Raw genomic sequence first — 17,292 nt, forward strand, 5'->3', positions numbered from 1 at the left:
CACATGAGCCAAACCCTGCCGCAGATGACGCCGCCGGCGGCGATGATCCGTACGCTGGGACTCATCGCCGCAATCTGCGGCACGATCATCGTCGCCGCCTATCAGGGCACCTACGGCGCCGTGCAGGAAAACAAGCGCATCGCCGTCGAGCGCGGGGTGTTCCGCGTGATCCCGACCGCCAAGTCGATCGTCGAATACATCGCTCTGCCGACCGGCACAGTCGAAAAAGTCGGCGGCTTCGGGACGGCACCCTCGGCAGGAGCGGGCGGGACGGCGCCCGCCGGCGCGATCCGCTTCTTCGCCGGCTATGACGAAGCCGGCCGGCTCGTCGGCATCGCGGCCGAGGGCGCCGCGAAGGGCTATGCCGACAACGTGCGCATCCTGTTTGCCTGGGAGCCGACCAGCCGGAAGATTACCGGCTTTGGCGTCGTCGCCGCGCGCGAAACGCCGGGGATCGGCGACAAGGTCAGCAAGGATCGCGATTTTCTCGCCAACTTCCCGCTCGCTGCCGAGGTGGCGGAAGACGGCAAAGCGCTTGCCCACGAGATTCGCACCGTCAAGCACGGCACGAAGACGCATCCTTGGGAAATCGATGCCATCGCCGGGGCGACGATCACCTCGCGTGCCGTCGGCCGCGCGATCAACGATACGGCGCAAGCCTTGCTGCCGCGCATCGCGCCGCATCTGGACCAGTTGAAGGAAAAGCCATGAGCCAGACTGCCACCACCTGGGAAGAATTCATGGAGGGTGTCTGGCGCCAGAACCCGGTGTTCGTGATGGTGCTGGGCCTGTGTCCGTCACTCGCCGTCACCGTCTCGGCGGTCAACGCCCTATCGATGGGGCTCGCCACCACCTTCGTGCTGACCTGCTCCTGCCTGCTGGTGTCATTGCTGCGCAAGCTGATCCCGAAGGAGGTCCGCATCGCCACCTACATCGTCATCATCGCCACCTTCGTCACCGTCGTCGATTATCTGATCCAGGCCATCAGCCTGGCGCTTTACGATGCGCTCGGCGCCTTCATCCAGCTCATCGTCGTCAACTGCATCATCCTTGGCCGCGCCGAAGCGCATGCTTCGAAACATCCGCCGCTGACCGCCGTCGTCAATGCACTCGGCATGAGCGCCGGCTTCACGCTCGGCCTGCTGGCCCTCGGCAGCGTGCGCGAGATTCTCGGTGCCGGCACTTTGTTCGGCCTGCCGCTGTTCGGCGAACATTTCCAACCCTGGGTGGTGATGGTGCTGCCGCCGGGCGGTTTCTTCGTGCTCGGCCTGTGGTTGCTGGTATTCGCCGCCGGCACGCGTTGGCGCCAGCATCGCCAGGCCAGTCGGCAGGAGGTGAAGCAACATGCATGAATCCGTCGCGCAGATCTTCCTCAACGCTTTCCTCGCCAACAACTTCGTGCTGGCGATGTTTCTCGGCCTGTGTCCGTTCATCGGCGTCTCGGGCAAGCTCGAGACCGCCGCCCCGATGGGCGCGGCGACCACTTTCGTGATGCTCGTCGCCTCGCTATGCGCCTATGGCCTCAATCTGTTGCTCGCCTATTTCAATCTCGAATTCCTGCGCCTGATCGCCTATATCGTGATCATTGCCTCGGCCGTGCAGCTCGTCGAGATGGTGCTGAAAAAATACAGCCCGGCACTGTTCCGCGCGCTGGGCATCTATCTGCCGCTGATCACCACCAACTGCGCGGTGCTCGGCGTGGCGCTGTTCCAGACCGCGCGCGAATACGACTTCGTGCAGTCGGTCTCTTTCGCCTTGGGCGCTGGGGCCGGCTTCACGCTGGCCTTGGTGTTGATGGCCAGTGTGCGCGAACGGCTACGGCTTTCCGACGTGCCTGCCGTCGCCCAGGGCACCGCCTTGTCGCTGATGCTTGCCGGCATCCTGTCGCTCTCCTTCATGGGTTTCGCGGGACTGGGCGGATGAGCACCTGGCTCATCACCATCGTGCTGGTGTTCGCGCTGATGATCGGCGGCATCGTCGTGGATCGGTTCTACCGCGCTTTCGCCGCTCGTCATCCGCAGCTCGGGCCTTTCCGTAAGAACGAGGGGGGCTGTGGTTGTTGTGGTAGCAAATGCGACAAGCCTGATGCTGGCTGTACGGATTAGCGTGAAACACAAGGGAAACGCTGAAGAAGGCCGCGAGCGAGATGCAGCGCTAGGCGCACGGAGCGCAGCGACCGAGACATAACATGGAGTTAGGCGAGGGAGCGACAACGAAGTTGCGGCGAAGGCTAACCTCGGCTTTGCCGAGGTTAAGCGAAGCGGCCGAAGCCAACACCGCGCAACGCGGCGATGCGCCCGCGCAGCAACTTATTCAGCGTTTCCCAGGGCAATAAGTGCGCCATAACCTCAGTTTCCTAGACGGCAGCCAAACTTCGCAGCGCTTGCCGCGCTGACAGTCTCCCACCCGCGAGGGGGGCTTAAGGGTGGGCGGGTGTTTGCGCAAGGGTGTTTCATCCTCTGCGGGCGTCAGTGTGTGACATGCGCGTTAGCTCAGCATCTCTGGGTGGATCACCGCGCGCAGCACGGTCTGATCGCGGCCTTCGCGGCTGCGCTTGGTGAACCACCAGACCGCGGCTTTCTTGAAGCTCCAGTCGGCCTCGACGCCGGAAAGCAGTAAGGCGGCAAGGCGTCCCAGCGTCGGTTGGTGACCGATCAGCAGCACCGCGCCCGAATGCTCGGGCCACTGGGCGACGGCGAGCAGATCGGCGGCATCGGCGCCGACGCCGATTTTTGGCTCGATCTCGAAAGGCAGGGCGAGCGCATGCGCGGTCTGCTGGGTGCGCATCGTCGGGCTGACGAGGATGCGGGTTTTCTTCGGCAACTGCGCCCTGAGCCATTTCGCCATCACATGGGCCTGCTTGTCGCCGCGCGCGGTGAGCCGGCGCTTGGCATCCAGCTGACCTGCCTTGGCTTCTTCGGCCTCGGCATGACGCCACAGAATCAGATCCATTTTCACTCCGCCTCCATCAGGGTCGCGCAGCTTACGCTGCAGCTGTGACGGAACGATGACACTCGCGCAGCCGAGGCAGGCGCAACGTACCCAGCCGTTCGATATCATCGCGCACCTTTGCCAGCAGTTTCTGGTAGCGCGGGCCATGCCAGCCAGCAATCAGGCTGACGGCCTCGCGCAGCGCCGGGTCACTGCCAGCGCAAGCCGTCAACAGCGCACCGGCATTGGCCAGATCGTTGATCTGGCCCAGTACGTCCTGCAGCTCGGCAAGACGTTCGAGGAGACGGCGTGTCGGCTTCTTCGCGGCGAGCGGCACGAAGAATTCCAGCGCATAGCGCAGCCGTTTGATGCCGATGCGCAACGCATGCAGCGTTTCGGGCTTCGCGGCATCGGCCTCACTGGCCAGGGCGAGCACCGATCGGCGTAGGCGCTTTATGCGCTTTTGCGCGAACGCCGGCAACTCTGCCGTGACGACATCGGCAGAGGCCTCCGTCGTTTGCCCTTCCGGTTCCACTGCGATGATGCCATGCGTCAGGGCAAGGAGTTCGATGACGATCTGGCCATAGCGTGGCGTACGCAACAGATGTTGTGCTTGCCGACGGGCGGCCGATCGGCGCTCGGTGATGCTACCGATCAGCGCAGCCAGACGCGGTTCTTCGGGCAGCGCGGCAAGCACGGGCTGAGCAATCTCGGCGAGCAGCACGTCGTAATCACGTGCCTGTCCCAGCGGCCGCATCAGTTCGCGCAGCAAGGGCCGCATGCGATCGGAAAAGTCTGCTGGCAACAGCGATCGGAACAGCCGCAGCGCAGCACGCAGCCGGCGCAGCGCGATGCGCATTTGATGGATGTATTCCGGATCGTCACTCTCCAGCGCATGAGCATGGTTGCGCTGCAGCTGATCGAGGCTGGCAGCCGCGATGGCGCGGAATGCCTCGTGCGGGCGCATTCCTGCCGTGAGGGGAACCAGCGTGGCGCGGGCGGGCGCCGGCGTCGTCTGTAAAAACAGTGCATAACCGCGGTCCGCCTTGGAAAGCGGCGCAGGAATGAGTGGCACGCGTTCGGCCAGGCGGCGTGCGAGAGCGAACAGCTCGGTGGCATCGCCCGTGGTGAGCTCGATCTCCACTTCCGAAATCGACTCGCGCCGGCCAGCGGCGGCGATCCAGCCGCGGTCGAGCGCGAGCTCGATGCGCGTTTCGCGCGGCAGCTCGAATGTCCAGGCGATTCGTCGGAAACTGGTCTCGAAGACCGGCGTAAGCCGTGTGACGATCTTCGGCCGTTCCAGCCACGCGCGCACTTCGGCATCGTCGATCGGTGAAAAGTCGAAATGCCCCGCATAAGGCGTTTCCCATTCCGGGCGCGTGGAAAGCCCGCCGGCATCTCTACCGGCGCACTTGACCGTTTGCAGCCAGAGCTTGCCTGTGAAGCGCAGCCGCAAAGCGATACCACGGCGGCGCAAAGCGAAGTCGGGCGTGTCGTAGTAGAGATTGGTCAGCCGATGGACTTCCTTGCGCGCCGCCTGCCTGAGCAACGGCTGGCGCAGGAAAGCGCGTTGCGCGGCTTCCGGCAAAGCCAGCTTGAGCTCGATCTCCTCTGCCATGGCACGGCGATTGTAAGGCGGCGATCGGGCGAAATTGTTACAGTGTCTTGTCGGGTGACGGTACCGTTGCCGCTCGCTGGCTAGGCAAAAAATATCCGTACAATCAAAGAACGCTTTGACGAGAACCGCGAAGATCCGACATGCGCTATTGGCTGATGAAAACCGAGCCTTCCGTCGTTGGCATCGACGACGTGCTGGCGATGCCGAACCAGACCGTCGACTGGTGGGGCGTGCGCAACTACCAGGCGCGCAACTTCATGCGCGACCAGATGAAAGTCGGCGATGGCGTGCTGTTCTACCACTCCTCCTGCCCGCAGCCGGGCATCGCCGGCATCGCCGAGGTGGCGAAACTCGCCTATCCCGACCGCACCCAATTCGATCCGCAAAGCCCCTATTACGACCCGAAATCGACACCGGATAACCCGCGCTGGGTGAATGTCGATGTGCGCGTCATCCGCAAGATTCCACTGATCCCCCTCGACGAGCTGCGGCGGCATCCAGAACTGGCGAACATGCGCGTTTTGAAGCGCGGCAACCGGCTGTCGATCACGCCGGTCGACCCGGCGGAGTGGGAGTTCATCGTCAAAAAGCTAATCCAGTGACTTGGATCGCCGGTTATCTCGTGCTTGGCGCCGTGGCCGGCTTCTTCGCCGGACTGCTGGGAGTCGGTGGCGGCGCGATCATGGTGCCGGTGCTGGCGCTGATGTTCGCCGCGCAGGGCTTTGCCGATGCTCAGGTGATGCATCTGGCGCTCGGCACCTCGATGGCGGCGATCGTGTTCTCCTCGATTTCCAGTCTGCGTGCGCATCATCGTCATGGCGCGGTGCGCTGGCCGATCGTTAGAAGCATCGCGCCGGGGATCCTCATTGGCACCTTTCTCGGCGCGCAGCTCGCGAGCCTGATCCCCACCCGACCGCTGGCGATCTTCTTCACCGTGTTCATGAGCTATGTCGCCTTGCAGATGCTCGCCAACATCAAGCCGAAACCTTCGCGGCAGCTGCCGGGGCCTGTCGGCATGTTCCTCGTCGGCAGTGGCATCGGCGCGATTTCGGCTCTGGCCGCGATCGGCGGCGGCTCGCTGTCGGTGCCGTTCATGGTCTGGTGCAACGTCAGGATGCACGAGGCTATCGGCACCTCGGCGGCGATCGGCTTTCCGATCGCGCTCGCCGGAACGGCCGGGTATCTCTTCGGCGGCTGGTCAGCTACCGATCTGCCAACATGGAGCATCGGCTACATCTACCTGCCGGCGCTGGCCGCCTGTGTCATGATGAGCATGCTCACCGCACCTTGGGGGGCCAAGGTCGCGCATCGGCTGCCGGTGGCGACGCTGAAAAAAATCTTCGCTGCGCTGATCCTGTTGCTGCTGGCGAAGATGCTGCACGGGCTGCTTTGAGCAGCCACGTCTTTCCTACGCGACGAATCTTTCACAAGCGCTCTGGACGCTTTTTCGTCAGCACGCGCCACAGCCAGCCGCCTTCCTCGTAGCCGGTGACGAGGTAGTGGAGGACATTGCGATTGCGTGCGATGAGCTCCTGCTCGGCACGCGCCGCGGCGGTGCCGACGAAGAGGATCTGATCGCCGACCGACAGCACGGTCGTGTCATGCGGCAACAGCGTATCGGTCTCGTCGCGACGCAGGGCCAGCGCCGCGCAGGCAAGACGCCGCTCGCGCTCGGCAGGATCGTGCGTCAAGGCCGCCAGCGGCACATCGCGGCCCTCGGCGATCCAAGAGACGATCGCGGTCGCCACATTGTCGTCGATCGACAGCTGCCAGCACAGCGGTACGGCCGAACCCAGCTCGATGCGCAGCCGCGACTGCAAAGCCCAAGCCCAGTCGTCGCCCTGCGCTTCGGCGGCACGCAAAAAATCCGGCAGCAGCGGCTTGGTCAGCCGCGCCAGCGCCTCATGGGCGATGATCTCGGCCGGGGCCATGATCATCTCGGGCTGCAATGCGGCAAAAAGCTCGGCCCGGCTTTGCTGGTTTTGCCGCAGCACGATGAAGATTTCCGGATTCAGCACGCGTGCGGCGAGTGCGATCGATAGATTGGTCAAATCATCGTCAGTGGCCGCGATCAGCCCGTCGGCGCGATCCACGCCGGCGGCGCGCAATACCTCCGGCTCCACGCCGCTGCCGACGACCATCGTAAAGCCGTGCGCTTCGCGAGCATACTGGTCGATCAACGCGATTTCCATCCCTTCGCGCTTAAGCTCCGCAACCAGAGAATGACCGAAGCGACCGTAACCGCAGACGATCCAGCGCCCACGCGGCGGATCGCGCGTGGCGGCGAGCATCGTGCCTGGCGTGCCGGTCAACCAGTCATGCAGGCGATATAGCGCCGGCGCATGGATCGCCAAGGCCAGCAGCCGCGCGAAGGTAGCGAACGGGTTGATCGTCTGCGTCGCGCCGAAAGCGAGCATGCGCTGCGCGATCGCATCGTGCTCGACACGCAGGATCACCGGCAATTGCGGGCGCAGCAGGCGCGCATGCGCGGCGATCGCCAGGTTTGCCTGGTCGTCGTTGGTCAGCGCCAGGATGCCGCGGCAGAAACGATGCTGCAGTCCGGCAGCGAACAGATTCTGGGTCTGCGCCGCATCGGCGGCGAGCGCCGGCGTCTCGCTGCGGAAATCCTCGAGCTCCAGCTCGGCCAGACGATTCTCATCGAGATCGATCGCCACGGCGCGGGCATCCATCTTGTCCAGCGCCGTGAGCACCTTGCCGCCCGTCTCGCCACAACCGCAAACGATGTAGAACGGTTCGGCCAGATGCTCGACGCGCCGCTTGAAACGCCCGGCCGAGAGCGCCTGCTGGAAGGCGCGGTCGGAGAACAGCGCCAGGATGGAGAGGATCGCGTAGGTCCACACGATCACCGTGGCATAGATGATCGCCGTCACCCACATCCGCTGCGCCTCCGAGAACGCCTGCGGGATTTCGCCAAAGCCGATCGTCGTCGCCGTGTAGCTGACGAAATAGAAGGCATGCAAGAAAGACAACGGCGCCGTGGGCTTGCCTTGCGCATCGACGCCCGGAATCAGCGTCAGGCCGAGGATCGAGACGGCATAGACAGCGATCAGCAGGATCAGCGGCGCGCGCATGCGCCGCAGGACGATGAAGAACGCGCTACCCGGATGCATCAGCCGGCCCGAGAACTGCTGCAGGAGGTCATGGCGGCGATGGGGATACCGGGCTAGCGCCGCATCATCACCGTTTCGGCAACGAGGATCGCCAGCGAGACGATGTTGGCGAGCAAGGCGCCGCCGGACAGCGACACCACGCTGGCGGTGATCATCGGCGACATGCCTTCGCCCGTGACATGGACGGCGATGGCCCAGACGCTCGCCGCGGCGATCAGCTGCAGGTCGGCGACCAGGCTGGTGGCCAAATGGATCGCGCCGATCTGGGTGCGATCGCCGAATTTCAGCACCGTGGCGATCAGATTGACGATGATCGCTGCGAATAGCTCATAGATGTGGTGCAACTCGGGTCGGTCGATGTCGCCGATGAAGAAGCCGAAGTTCAGCGTCGCCGCCAAAACGATGAAGAAACCGAAGACGACCTTCTCAAAATTCATGACCGCTCCTCGATAGTCCCTTCCGCCCAGCGTAGGATCGGCTGCCATTGCTCCCAATCCTGCGCAGCGCGTCTTGGGGAAAGTTCGAAAATCGTCAACCCGTGCGCTGCGGCCTGCACGTAGTTCTGCGTGTCGCGCAGATGGGCGATTACCGGCAGCCCGGTGTCCTGAAGGAAGCGCTCGAGCTCGGCAGCCGCGCGCGTGCGCGCATCGACGCGCATGCCGACGACGACGATCTCGACCGGGTGTTTGCGCAGCGCTTTTTCTTCGAGCAGTTCGTCGAGAAAGCGGCGCGTGGCAAGGATGTCGAACAGCGAAGGGGCAAGCGGCACGATCAGCCTGTCGACCAGCTTGATCAGATGCGCGAGCTTCTTGCCGTGCAGCCCGGCAGGGGTGTCGAGCACGGCATGGGTGGTGCCTGCGGGCGGACGAGCCGGTTCGTCAGGGCGAATTTCCCAGGTCGAGATTCTCGGCAAAAGCTGTGAGCGCAACCGCAGCCACGCCGCCGTCGATTGCTGGCGGTCGACGTCACCAAGCATCACGCGGTGACCGAGCCGTGCCAGGCCACCGGCGAGGTTGGTCGCCAACGTGCTCTTGCCGACCCCCCCCTTGGGGTTCGCGATCAGACAGGTTTGCATGGCGGGTTATGGTAACAGGCTTAACGTGACATCCGGTCAGCCATGCCCTCGACGTTCGCGGCTCGACCAGCAGTCAGCGATCGCGGCGAAAGCCGCCCACAAAGTCTCCCCGCCAGCGAGGGCGGGGCTCAAGGGTGGGCTGGGGTTTGCGCATGGGGTTTTCATCCTCCGCGGCCGAAAGTGTCCGTCATGCGTGTTAGATGCTCAAATGGTTGGCATCGACCACCGCCAGCGCCGTCATATTCACCAGCCGGCGCACCGTCGCCGTCGGCGTCAGGATATGCACCGGTTTGGCGGCGCCGAGCAGGATCGGCCCGACGGTGATGCCTTCGCCATTGGTCTCCTTGAGCAGGTTGAAGGCGATGTTGGCAGCATCGACGTTGGGCATGATCAGCAGGTTCGCTTCGCCCTTCAGGCGACTACCCGGATAGGCGCGCTTGCGGATCGCCTCGTTCAACGCGGCATCGCCGTGCATCTCGCCATCGACCTCCAGCCCCGGGGCACGCGCGGCGATGATCTCGAGGGCACGCGCCATCTTGCGCGTCGCATCGGTCGGCACACTGCCGAAGTTCGAGTGCGACAGGAGCGCTACCTTCGGCACCAGGCCGAAACGCCGCACTTCGTCCGCCGCCATCAGCGTGATGTCAGCGATCAGCCCCGCATCTGGATCTTCATTGACGTAAGTGTCGCAGACGAACAGCGTATGCCGCGGCAGAAGCAGCAGGTTCATCGCCGCGAAGCAGTGAGCGCGGGGTTTGAGGCCGATCACATCGCTGACATGGCGCAGGTGCTGGGCGTGACGGCCAACGGTGCCGCACAGCATCGCATCGACATCGCCCCGTTTCAGGAGCATCGCGCCGATCAAGGTGGTGTCGGAGCGCAGCATCTGCTTGGCCAACTCGGGCGTGACCCCCTGGCGGCCCATCAGCGCGTGGTATTCGTTGCACAGCTCGCGGTAGCGCGGATCGGAAAGCGGATTGACGAGCTCGAAATCGAGGCCGGCGCGGATGCGCAGGCCGGCGCGGGCGATGCGCATCTCGATCACCTCCGGCCGGCCGATCAGCACCGGGGTTGCCAGCCCTTCGTCGCGCACCGCCTGCACCGCATGCAGCACGCGTTCGTCCTCACCCTCGCAATAGATGACACGGCGCGGCGCCAGTTTCGCGGCGGCAAACACCGGCTTCATCACGAAACCGGAGTGATAGACGAAGTTGTCGAGCTTTTCCCGGTAGGCTGCGAGATCCGTGATCGGCCTTGTTGCCACGCCGGATTCCGCCGCCGCCTGAGCGACGGCCGGCGCGATCTTGACGATCAGCCGTGGATCGAAAGGCTTGGGGATCAAGTATTCCGGGCCGAAGCCGACCGACTCTCCGCCATAGGCCATCGCCACGACGTCGGAAGCCTCGGCCTGCGCGAGTTCGGCCAGCGCACGCACGGCGGCGAGCTTCATCTGCTCGGTGATCGTCGTCGCGCCGGCGTCGAGCGCACCGCGGAAGATGAAGGGAAAGCACAGGACGTTGTTGACCTGGTTCGGATAATCCGAACGGCCGGTGGCGATGATCGCATCGTCGCGCACCGCGCGCACTTCTTCGGGCAGAATCTCGGGTGTCGGGTTGGCGAGGGCGAGGATCAGGGGTTTGGTCGCCATCTTCGCCACCATCTCTTTCTTGAGCACACCGCCGGCCGAAAGCCCGAGAAACACGTCAGCGCCAACGATGGCCTCGCCGAGCGTGCGCATCTCGGTTCGCTTGGCGTAACGCGCTTTGAGCGGGTCCATCTCCTCTTGGCGGCCCTCGAACACCAGCCCGTGGATATCGGTGACCCAGATGTTCTCGACCCGCACACCGAGCTGGACGAGGAGATCCAGACAGGCGAGCGCCGCCGCGCCGGCGCCGGAGGTGACGAGCTTCACCTCCTCGATTTTCTTGCCGACGAGCGCGAGGCCGTTGAGGATGAAGGCCCCGACGACGATCGCTGTGCCATGCTGGTCGTCGTGGAAGACGGGGATCTTCATGCGCTCCCGGAGCTTGGCCTCGATGTAAAAACATTCGGGCGCCTTGATGTCTTCCAGATTGATGCCGCCAAAGGTCGGTTCCAGCGCCGCGATCATGTCGATCAGCTTGTCGGGATCGCGCTCGTCAAGCTCGATGTCGAAGACGTCGATGCCGGCGAACTTCTTGAACAGCACCCCCTTTCCTTCCATCACCGGCTTGGCGGCCAAGGGCCCGATGTTGCCCAGCCCCAGCACCGCCGTGCCGTTGGTGACCACCCCGACCAGATTGGCGCGCGCGGTCAGCCGGCTCACGGCCGCCGGATCGGCGACGATCGCATGGCAGGCGGCCGCCACGCCCGGCGAATAGGCGAGCGCCAAATCGCGCTGGTTGGTCAGCCCCTTGGTCGGAATGACCGCGATTTTCCCTGGGGTCGGGAAAGTGTGATACTCGATGGCGGCCGCCGAGAGATCCGCGCCTGCCTCGTCGTTTTTCGTTTCTCCACTCATGATCTTGGCGTTATTGAAATCGCGCAATGTTACTCTTCAACCCAGATTGTCCATTGGAACGCGAGCGGGTATCAAAAGCGAGGGCGAGCAGGTTTGCGTCCCCGCGACGAGCCAATAACGGTGTCTATTGGCGACGAGCGCGGGCGCAAAGATGCCGCCCGCAGGCAGAAAGCCGCCACGTAGGGCATTTAAACGCGATTTCGAACACCTCATGAAGCTCCTCGCTCGGTCTAATGGACAATCTGGGTTCAAGACACCTGCCAAGCTTTCGCCCCAACGTGCCGGGGTGCCGTCCCGCCAGCGCCGACTTTCGTTCCGGGCTTAGCCGAGGAAATCCATCAGCAGGCGGGTGAAGCCATCCGCCTGCTCGATCACCAGCTGGTGAGAGGCATTCGCCAGCATCTCGAATCGCGCGCCAGGGATCGCCTCGGCAATGGCCCGATTCGCCGCCGGCGGCGTGCCGGGGTCATCCGCCCCGCAGACGACCAGCGTCGGCGCCCTGATCGCGCCGAGCCGATCGGTGAGATCGAGCGAAGAAATCGCCGCGCCCCAGCCGGCATAGCCTGCGACGGGGGTGGCCGCCACCATTGCGCCGATCCTTGCCATCACCTCGGGGTGGGCGGCGCGATACGGCGCGGTAAACCACCGTTCGAGCGTGCCGGCGACATGCGCCTGCATCCCCTGGGTGCGGGCGACGGCGATCCGCTCATCCCACAAGGGTTTCGCCTCGGGCGGCACGCGGCTTATCGTGCTCACCAGCACCAAGCGGTCGAGCCGCTCGGGATGTGTAAGGGCAAACTGCTGGCCGAGCATGCCGCCCATCGACAGGCCGACGAAATGCGTGCGCTCGATCTTCAATGCATCGAGCAGGCCGACGAGGTCAGCGACGAGCATCGGCCAGGTGTAAGGCCCTTCCGGCGCCGAGGTTTGCCCATGCCCGCGCGCGTCATAGCGCAATACGGTGAAGCGTTTGCCGAGTTCGGCGGCAAGATCGTCCCACAGCGAAAGATCGGTCGCCAGCGAATGGACGAGGGTGACGACCGGCCCGCTGCCTTCGATCCGGTAATGGATGTCGATGCCGTTGGCACTAACTTTCATGGACTGCTCCTTTTGCCAAGAGATGACGTGACAAGAACTCAAGCACAGCATCGATGCCGGCGTCCATCTCGGCGTATTCATCGTGGCTGCCGGCGATGAGCAACAACTCTACTGCATCGTGGGCGCGGTTCGCAAAGATCTGCCGCACCTCTTCAACCGGCACGGTTTCATCCGCCGTGCCATGGGCAAGCAGCACCGGCCAGCGCACTGTGCGGATCGTATTCACCGGCGCGATGGCGTCGAAGCGGTGGCCGATCGCGTGCTGCACATAGCCGAGGATGGCCCAGCCAAGCGGCCAGTAGGGGATGTGCTTCCATGCCAGCCAGCGACGCATCATCGCCTCGGGATGAGCGAAGGCGGCGATGCTGACGCCGGCGGCCAGCGGTGCACCGCGTGCGGCGGCGAACAGGCAGGCGCCGGCTCCGACCGAATGGCCGATCGCCGCGACGCGCGCCGCATCGATGCCGACCTGCTGCCGCAGCCAGGCAAGAGCGTGCTCGAGGTCCTCGGCGAAACGCGGCAGCGAAGCGAAACTGTCGTCATCGCTCATGCCATGGCACCGCGCATCGAATAGCAACTGGGCATATCCTGCCCGATGCAGCGGGCCGGCCAGCGGCAGCATCGTTTCGGCATTGCCGCCCCAGCCATGCAGCAGCACGACCGCCGGGGCCGTCTGCCTTTGTGCTGGGATGAACCAGCCGCGCAGCGTACGTCCGTTGCTGGTCGGGAATGCGACGGTGCGGAACGTCAGGCCGAGATCGGCGGGCGTGCTCCGCTCGATCAGGCGCGGCGCGGCCAGTGCGCGGCGGATCGCCCAGCTGGCAAGCAGCAGGAAAACAAGGACGAGCAGCAGGCCCAGCGACAGGCCGAGAGCAAGGCTCAACTCAGACCGCCTCCAGTTTCGCAACCGACAGCGCCAGCCACTTCATGCCGGCGTCGCCGAAATTGACCTGCACGCGCGCATCATGACCGCTGCCTTCGGCATTGACGATCACACCAAGACCGAATTTCGCATGTCTCACCGTCTGGCCGATGCGCAAGCCCGAATCGGGCCGCGAGCGCGCATAAGTCGGCGCTGGCGGAAATGAGGACGTCCCGCCGGGCGCCGCCCCACCTCGGAAGGTCGGCGCTGGCGGGACGGCACCAGCTCGGGTCGCACGCGCATTGAGAGTCTTGATGAGCGCAGCCGGAATCTCGTCGATGAAGCGCGAAGGCAGGTTGTAGCGCGTCTGGCCGTGCAGCAGGCGCATCTGCGCATGGGTCAGATACAGGCGTTTTCTGGCGCGCGTGACGGCGACATACATGAGGCGCCGTTCTTCCTCGAGGCCCTTCTCTTCGACGAGCGAATTCTCGTGCGGAAACAATCCTTCCTCCAGCCCGCAGATGAAGACGACGTCGAATTCGAGTCCCTTCGCGGCATGCACGGTCATCAGCTGCAGCGCGTCCTCCCCTTCGCCGGCCTGGTGCTCGCCGGCCTCGAGCGCGGCATGGGCGAGGAAGGCGGCGAGATCGCCGGAGAGCTCGCCTTCGCCGTCTGCCGCGCCTTCCTCGGCGATGAAGGCGGCGGCGGCATTGACGAGCTCGTCGAGGTTGGCGAGCCGCTCCTGGCCTTCCTTTTCGTTGCGGTAATGCTCACGCAGGCCGGAAAGGTCCAGCACATGCTCGACGAGCTCGGGCAGCGGCAAATGCGCTGCTGCGCGCAGCTTATCGATCAACTCCGCAAATGCCGCGAGCTTGGCGCCACCGGCGCCGGCCACATGAGGGATCGCCGCATAAAGGCTCGTCCCCCGTGCCATCGCGGCGTCGGCGAGCAGCTCGAGTGTTCTCGCGCCGATCCCGCGCGTCGGGAAATTGACGACGCGGGAAAACGCCGTGTCGTCGTCGGGATTGGCGATCAGCCGCAGATAGGCGAGCGCATGCTTGATCTCGGCGCGCTCGAAGAAGCGCAGGCCGCCATAGACGCGGTAGGGAATGCCGGCATTGAACAAGGCGTGTTCGAGCGCGCGGGACTGCGCATTGCTGCGGTAGAGCAACGCGATCTCGTGGCGAGCATGACCCTCGGCGACCAGTGCCCCAACCTCCTCGACGATGAAGCGCGCCTCGTCATTGTCCGAATACGCCTCGAAGAGGCGGATCGGCTCGCCCGCGCCCGCTTCGGTCCACAGGTTCTTGCCGAGCCGCGAGGGGTTGTTTTTGATGATCGCGTTGGCGGCGTCGAGGATGTTGCCGTGCGAACGGTAGTTCTGCTCGAGGCGAATCACATTCTTGACCGCGAACTCACGCTCGAAGTCGCGCATGTTGCCGACTTCCGCACCGCGGAAGGCATAGATGGATTGATCGTCATCACCGACGCAGAACAAAGACCCGCCCCCCTCGACCTCCCCTCGCGGGGGGAAGCTTCCGAGCTCGCTGCGCTCGTCTGTTACGGGCGACTCCGTTGCACCGTCAGCGCGGGTTGCGGCTTCGCCGCGTGCCGGCCGGCCTTGGGACGGCCCTGCGCCCGGCCTGCGCCCTATCTGACCGGCCAGCAGCTTCAGCCAGCGGTATTGCAGGCGGTTGGTATCCTGGAACTCATCGACGAGGATGTGGCGGAAGCGCTCCTGGTAATGGCGGCGGATCGGCTCATTGCGCTCCAAAAGTTCGTAGGCACGCAGCAGCAATTCGGCGAAATCGACCACGCCCTCCTTCTGGCACTGTTCCTCATAGGCGGCGTAAAGCTCGACGCGCTTTTTCGTCCAGTCATCCCAAGCTTCGACCGCGGCCGGCCGCCGGCCGGCCTCCTTCTGCGCGTTGATGAACCAGGTGATCTCGCGCGGCGGATATTTCTCGTCAGAGACGTTCAGGGTCTTCAAAAGCCGTTTCACCGCGGCGAGCTGGTCGGCCGCGTCGAGGATCTGAAACAGCTGCGGCAGATGGGCATCACGGTAGTGCGCCCGCAACATGCGGTTCGCCAAGCCGTGGAAAGTACCGATCCACATCCCGCGCAGATTCATCGGCAGCATCGCCGACAGGCGCACGAGCATCTCTTTCGCCGCCTTGTTGGTGAAGGTGACGGCGAGCACCCCCTGGGGGGTGACCTGCCCGGTCGAGATCAGCCAGGCGATCCGGGTGGTGAGCACCCGCGTCTTGCCGCTACCTGCGCCGGCGAGGATCAGGGCATGCTGCGGCGGCAGGGTGACCGCAGCCAGCTGCGGTTCGTTGAGACCTTTCAGTAGATTCAATGGCTTAGCCTTTTCGTCAAAGTATGTAGTCTAGCCGATGGGGCTTGAACTTTTCTGGCGACGCTCTATCTTATGGTTAAATGTTGCAGTGCAACAAAATTGCACTCGAAAGGAATTGCCATGAAACCGATCAATCCGAAAATCCTGCCCTGGCTGGCTCACAAGGCCGGCATTGCCGAACATCGTGCCGAAATCCTCTGGCACATCGCCTGCCACCATGCGGCCCACGTCATCGGCAAGACCGACACCCCTGCCTACTGGGCCACAGCGGTGGATCGCCTGCTCGAGCTCATCGCCGCCGAGCGTCTGCGCGAGGATGCCGCTTCCTTCGGCTGGCGTCGCTGGGCTCGTCTCTACCGCGACCTGTGGCAGGTGCCGATCGCCTGTCTTGATGCACTGATGCTCAACAGCCAGCGGGGCTGGCGGCATCTGAAACCGCTCTCTTTCGGCTGATCCATCCCCCCAGCCAGAAGACCAGTGCCATAATTCTAAAAATCAGTTGGACGCGCCCGATGGTGCGTGCCAGCTGGAGCAAAGCGGTGTCACCTTCAAGGTGAGCGCAATCAGTGATAATTCTTTTGATCCCCAGGGGCATTTCTCGCCTCCAGGAGCGGTCAACTGGGGTTTTTTGGATAATGATGACATGAACCTCGGCACGGTCCGTCATCGCTTGCACAATGACTTCCAACTGGCGATCCTGACATTGTTGGGTTCGCTGGCAGTGTTGAGCATCACGCCTTTCGCCATCTATCGCGCCATCGATCACGAATGGGTGCCTTTCGTGATGGATGTCGGCATCATCGCGGTCATCAGCGGCGGGCTCTGGTATGCCTGGCGAAGTGGCGACAGCGAGCGCCCCAGCACGATTCTTTCCTATTTCGTCGGCGTGATGGCCATAGTCGCCTCCCATGTGCTGGGCAAGCAAGGGACTTACTGGATTTATCCGGCGTTGATCGCCAATTTTTTCCTCACCCAGCGCAAGCATGCCCTCATCATCGCGGCAGCAGTGCTCGCGCTGATCATGGCGACCGGCGGGTGGCATCGAGAAACGCACGAGGCGGCATCGTTTGCGGTGACGCTGATCCTGTCCGTCTTGCTCGCCTATGTGTTCGCCTATCGCACTGCCGAGCAACGTGAACAGCTCCAACGCTTGGCCTCGCTGGATGCGCTGACCGGCATCCACAACCGGCGCGGGCTGCTGCGCGAGCTCGAACGCGCACGGAGAATCCTCGCCCGCGACGGCCGAGCTCACGGCCTGCTGATACTCGATCTCGATCATTTCAAGCAGATCAACGACCGCTTCGGCCATGCCCGGGGCGACGAAGTACTGATCCGTTTCGCCCGCCTGCTTGCAAACTCCCTCCGCCCGCACGACCGGCTGTTTCGCTATGGCGGCGAGGAATTCGTCGTCCTGACCCAGGCCGAGGATGCAGGCACCCTTCGCGCCATTGCCGAGAAATTGCGTTTGGCCGCCGAGAATGGGCTCGACGATGGGCATGGCCAAGCCGTGACCACTTCGATCGGCGGCGCGATCCTGCGTACTGACGAGAGCATCGAAACCTGGCTCGCACGCGCCGATGGTGCGCTGTATCTCGCCAAGCATGGCGGTCGCAACCGCGTCGTCATCGATACCGAAGCCGGAAAGGAAGCCCCGGCGGGCATATAATTCTAAAAACCCCAGTTGATCGCTCCTCAAGGCAAAAAAATGTCTTCGGAAA

17 protein-coding genes are annotated in these 17,292 nt (G+C 63.9%); 8 read left to right on the top strand and 9 right to left on the bottom strand.

The window, feature by feature from the left end:
* Positions 1-3: 3 nt before the first annotated feature.
* The 4 genes from EL335_RS12135 to EL335_RS12150 are packed head-to-tail and all read left to right on the top strand — an operon-like array spanning position 4 to position 2,105.
* Positions 4-711 (top strand): RnfABCDGE type electron transport complex subunit G, encoded by a 708-nt coding sequence (locus EL335_RS12135; RefSeq protein WP_284155364.1) that lies wholly within the window; start codon positions 4-6, stop codon positions 709-711.
* Positions 708-1,352: an electron transport complex subunit RsxE gene (rsxE, locus tag EL335_RS12140; protein ID WP_126447274.1), complete on the top strand. Its 645-nt coding sequence runs from the start codon at positions 708-710 to the stop codon at positions 1,350-1,352. The genes EL335_RS12135 and rsxE overlap by 4 nt, the downstream gene beginning before the upstream one ends.
* Positions 1,345-1,923, top strand: a complete 579-nt coding sequence (locus tag EL335_RS12145; protein WP_126447276.1) for an electron transport complex protein RnfA — start codon at positions 1,345-1,347, stop codon at positions 1,921-1,923. Before rsxE ends, EL335_RS12145 begins: the two co-directional genes overlap by 8 nt.
* Positions 1,920-2,105 (top strand): hypothetical protein, encoded by a 186-nt coding sequence (locus tag EL335_RS12150; protein WP_126447278.1) that lies wholly within the window; start codon positions 1,920-1,922, stop codon positions 2,103-2,105. Before EL335_RS12145 ends, EL335_RS12150 begins: the two co-directional genes overlap by 4 nt.
* A gap of 382 nt (positions 2,106-2,487) precedes the next feature.
* Here EL335_RS12150 and sixA read toward each other — a convergent pair whose 3' ends face one another.
* A complete protein-coding gene (gene sixA, locus EL335_RS12155) occupies positions 2,488-2,952 on the bottom strand; it encodes a phosphohistidine phosphatase SixA (protein WP_126447280.1) in 465 nt (154 codons plus the stop codon).
* Positions 2,953-2,983: 31 nt separating this feature from the next.
* Entirely contained in the window at positions 2,984-4,549 is a 1,566-nt protein-coding gene (locus EL335_RS12160; protein ID WP_126447282.1) for a CYTH and CHAD domain-containing protein, read from the bottom strand.
* Between the two features lie 140 nt (positions 4,550-4,689).
* On the opposite strand from EL335_RS12160, the gene EL335_RS12165 reads away from it, so the two are divergent.
* Positions 4,690-5,151 (top strand): EVE domain-containing protein, encoded by a 462-nt coding sequence (locus EL335_RS12165; RefSeq protein WP_126447284.1) that lies wholly within the window; start codon positions 4,690-4,692, stop codon positions 5,149-5,151.
* On the top strand, positions 5,148-5,942 hold the full coding sequence (locus EL335_RS12170) for a sulfite exporter TauE/SafE family protein (RefSeq protein WP_126447286.1): 795 nt from the start codon (positions 5,148-5,150) through the stop codon (positions 5,940-5,942). The genes EL335_RS12165 and EL335_RS12170 overlap by 4 nt, the downstream gene beginning before the upstream one ends.
* Positions 5,943-5,973: 31 nt before the next feature.
* Here the strand turns inward: EL335_RS12170 and EL335_RS12175 are convergent, their stop codons facing one another.
* From EL335_RS12175 to EL335_RS14520, 7 genes are all read right to left on the bottom strand, one after another.
* Positions 5,974-7,680, bottom strand: coding sequence for a potassium channel family protein (locus EL335_RS12175; protein ID WP_126447288.1), 1,707 nt, complete (start codon positions 7,678-7,680; stop codon positions 5,974-5,976).
* A gap of 53 nt (positions 7,681-7,733) precedes the next feature.
* Positions 7,734-8,117: a DUF6394 family protein gene (locus tag EL335_RS12180; protein ID WP_126447290.1), complete on the bottom strand. Its 384-nt coding sequence runs from the start codon at positions 8,115-8,117 to the stop codon at positions 7,734-7,736.
* Positions 8,114-8,755 carry a ParA family protein gene (locus EL335_RS12185; protein ID WP_126447292.1) on the bottom strand — a complete coding sequence of 214 codons (642 nt, stop codon included), beginning with the start codon at positions 8,753-8,755 and terminating at the stop codon, positions 8,114-8,116. The genes EL335_RS12180 and EL335_RS12185 overlap by 4 nt, the downstream gene beginning before the upstream one ends.
* 196 nt (positions 8,756-8,951) lie before the next feature.
* On the bottom strand, positions 8,952-11,255 hold the full coding sequence (locus EL335_RS12190) for an NADP-dependent malic enzyme (RefSeq protein WP_126447885.1): 2,304 nt from the start codon (positions 11,253-11,255) through the stop codon (positions 8,952-8,954).
* A gap of 321 nt (positions 11,256-11,576) precedes the next feature.
* Positions 11,577-12,353 (bottom strand): 3-oxoadipate enol-lactonase, encoded by a 777-nt coding sequence (pcaD, locus tag EL335_RS12195; RefSeq protein ID WP_284155365.1) that lies wholly within the window; start codon positions 12,351-12,353, stop codon positions 11,577-11,579.
* Positions 12,343-13,236 carry an alpha/beta hydrolase gene (locus EL335_RS12200; RefSeq protein ID WP_126447294.1) on the bottom strand — a complete coding sequence of 298 codons (894 nt, stop codon included), beginning with the start codon at positions 13,234-13,236 and terminating at the stop codon, positions 12,343-12,345. Before EL335_RS12200 ends, pcaD begins: the two co-directional genes overlap by 11 nt.
* Position 13,237: 1 nt before the next feature.
* Entirely contained in the window at positions 13,238-15,574 is a 2,337-nt protein-coding gene (locus EL335_RS14520; protein WP_284155366.1) for a 3'-5' exonuclease, read from the bottom strand.
* A 120-nt stretch (positions 15,575-15,694) separates the two neighbouring features.
* Between EL335_RS14520 and EL335_RS12215 the strand changes: the two genes are divergently transcribed.
* Positions 15,695-16,027 (top strand): hypothetical protein, encoded by a 333-nt coding sequence (locus EL335_RS12215; protein ID WP_126447296.1) that lies wholly within the window; start codon positions 15,695-15,697, stop codon positions 16,025-16,027.
* A gap of 190 nt (positions 16,028-16,217) precedes the next feature.
* Positions 16,218-17,240 (top strand): GGDEF domain-containing protein, encoded by a 1,023-nt coding sequence (locus tag EL335_RS12220; protein ID WP_126447298.1) that lies wholly within the window; start codon positions 16,218-16,220, stop codon positions 17,238-17,240.
* Positions 17,241-17,292: the final 52 nt, after the last annotated feature.

The sequence above is a fragment of the Sulfuricystis multivorans genome (assembly GCF_003966565.1).
Lineage (GTDB): Bacteria > Pseudomonadota > Gammaproteobacteria > Burkholderiales > Rhodocyclaceae > Sulfuricystis > Sulfuricystis multivorans.

Excerpts from the sequence above, each read along its gene's own strand:
- EL335_RS12215 (WP_126447296.1), top strand. The coding sequence starts at position 15,695 with ATGAAACCGATCAATCCGAAAATCCTGCCCTGGCTGGCTCACAAGGCC.
- EL335_RS12220 (WP_126447298.1), top strand. The coding sequence starts at position 16,218 with ATGAACCTCGGCACGGTCCGTCATCGCTTGCACAATGACTTCCAACTG.
- EL335_RS12190 (WP_126447885.1), bottom strand. The coding sequence starts at position 11,255 with ATGAGTGGAGAAACGAAAAACGACGAGGCAGGCGCGGATCTCTCGGCG.
- EL335_RS12165 (WP_126447284.1), top strand. The coding sequence starts at position 4,690 with ATGCGCTATTGGCTGATGAAAACCGAGCCTTCCGTCGTTGGCATCGAC.
- rsxE (WP_126447274.1), top strand. The coding sequence starts at position 708 with ATGAGCCAGACTGCCACCACCTGGGAAGAATTCATGGAGGGTGTCTGG.
- EL335_RS12180 (WP_126447290.1), bottom strand. The coding sequence starts at position 8,117 with ATGAATTTTGAGAAGGTCGTCTTCGGTTTCTTCATCGTTTTGGCGGCG.
- EL335_RS12135 (WP_284155364.1), top strand. The coding sequence starts at position 4 with ATGAGCCAAACCCTGCCGCAGATGACGCCGCCGGCGGCGATGATCCGT.
- EL335_RS12150 (WP_126447278.1), top strand. The coding sequence starts at position 1,920 with ATGAGCACCTGGCTCATCACCATCGTGCTGGTGTTCGCGCTGATGATC.
- sixA (WP_126447280.1), bottom strand. The coding sequence starts at position 2,952 with ATGGATCTGATTCTGTGGCGTCATGCCGAGGCCGAAGAAGCCAAGGCA.
- EL335_RS12185 (WP_126447292.1), bottom strand. The coding sequence starts at position 8,755 with ATGCAAACCTGTCTGATCGCGAACCCCAAGGGGGGGGTCGGCAAGAGC.
- EL335_RS12175 (WP_126447288.1), bottom strand. The coding sequence starts at position 7,680 with ATGCATCCGGGTAGCGCGTTCTTCATCGTCCTGCGGCGCATGCGCGCG.
- EL335_RS12160 (WP_126447282.1), bottom strand. The coding sequence starts at position 4,549 with ATGGCAGAGGAGATCGAGCTCAAGCTGGCTTTGCCGGAAGCCGCGCAA.
- pcaD (WP_284155365.1), bottom strand. The coding sequence starts at position 12,353 with ATGAAAGTTAGTGCCAACGGCATCGACATCCATTACCGGATCGAAGGC.
- EL335_RS12145 (WP_126447276.1), top strand. The coding sequence starts at position 1,345 with ATGCATGAATCCGTCGCGCAGATCTTCCTCAACGCTTTCCTCGCCAAC.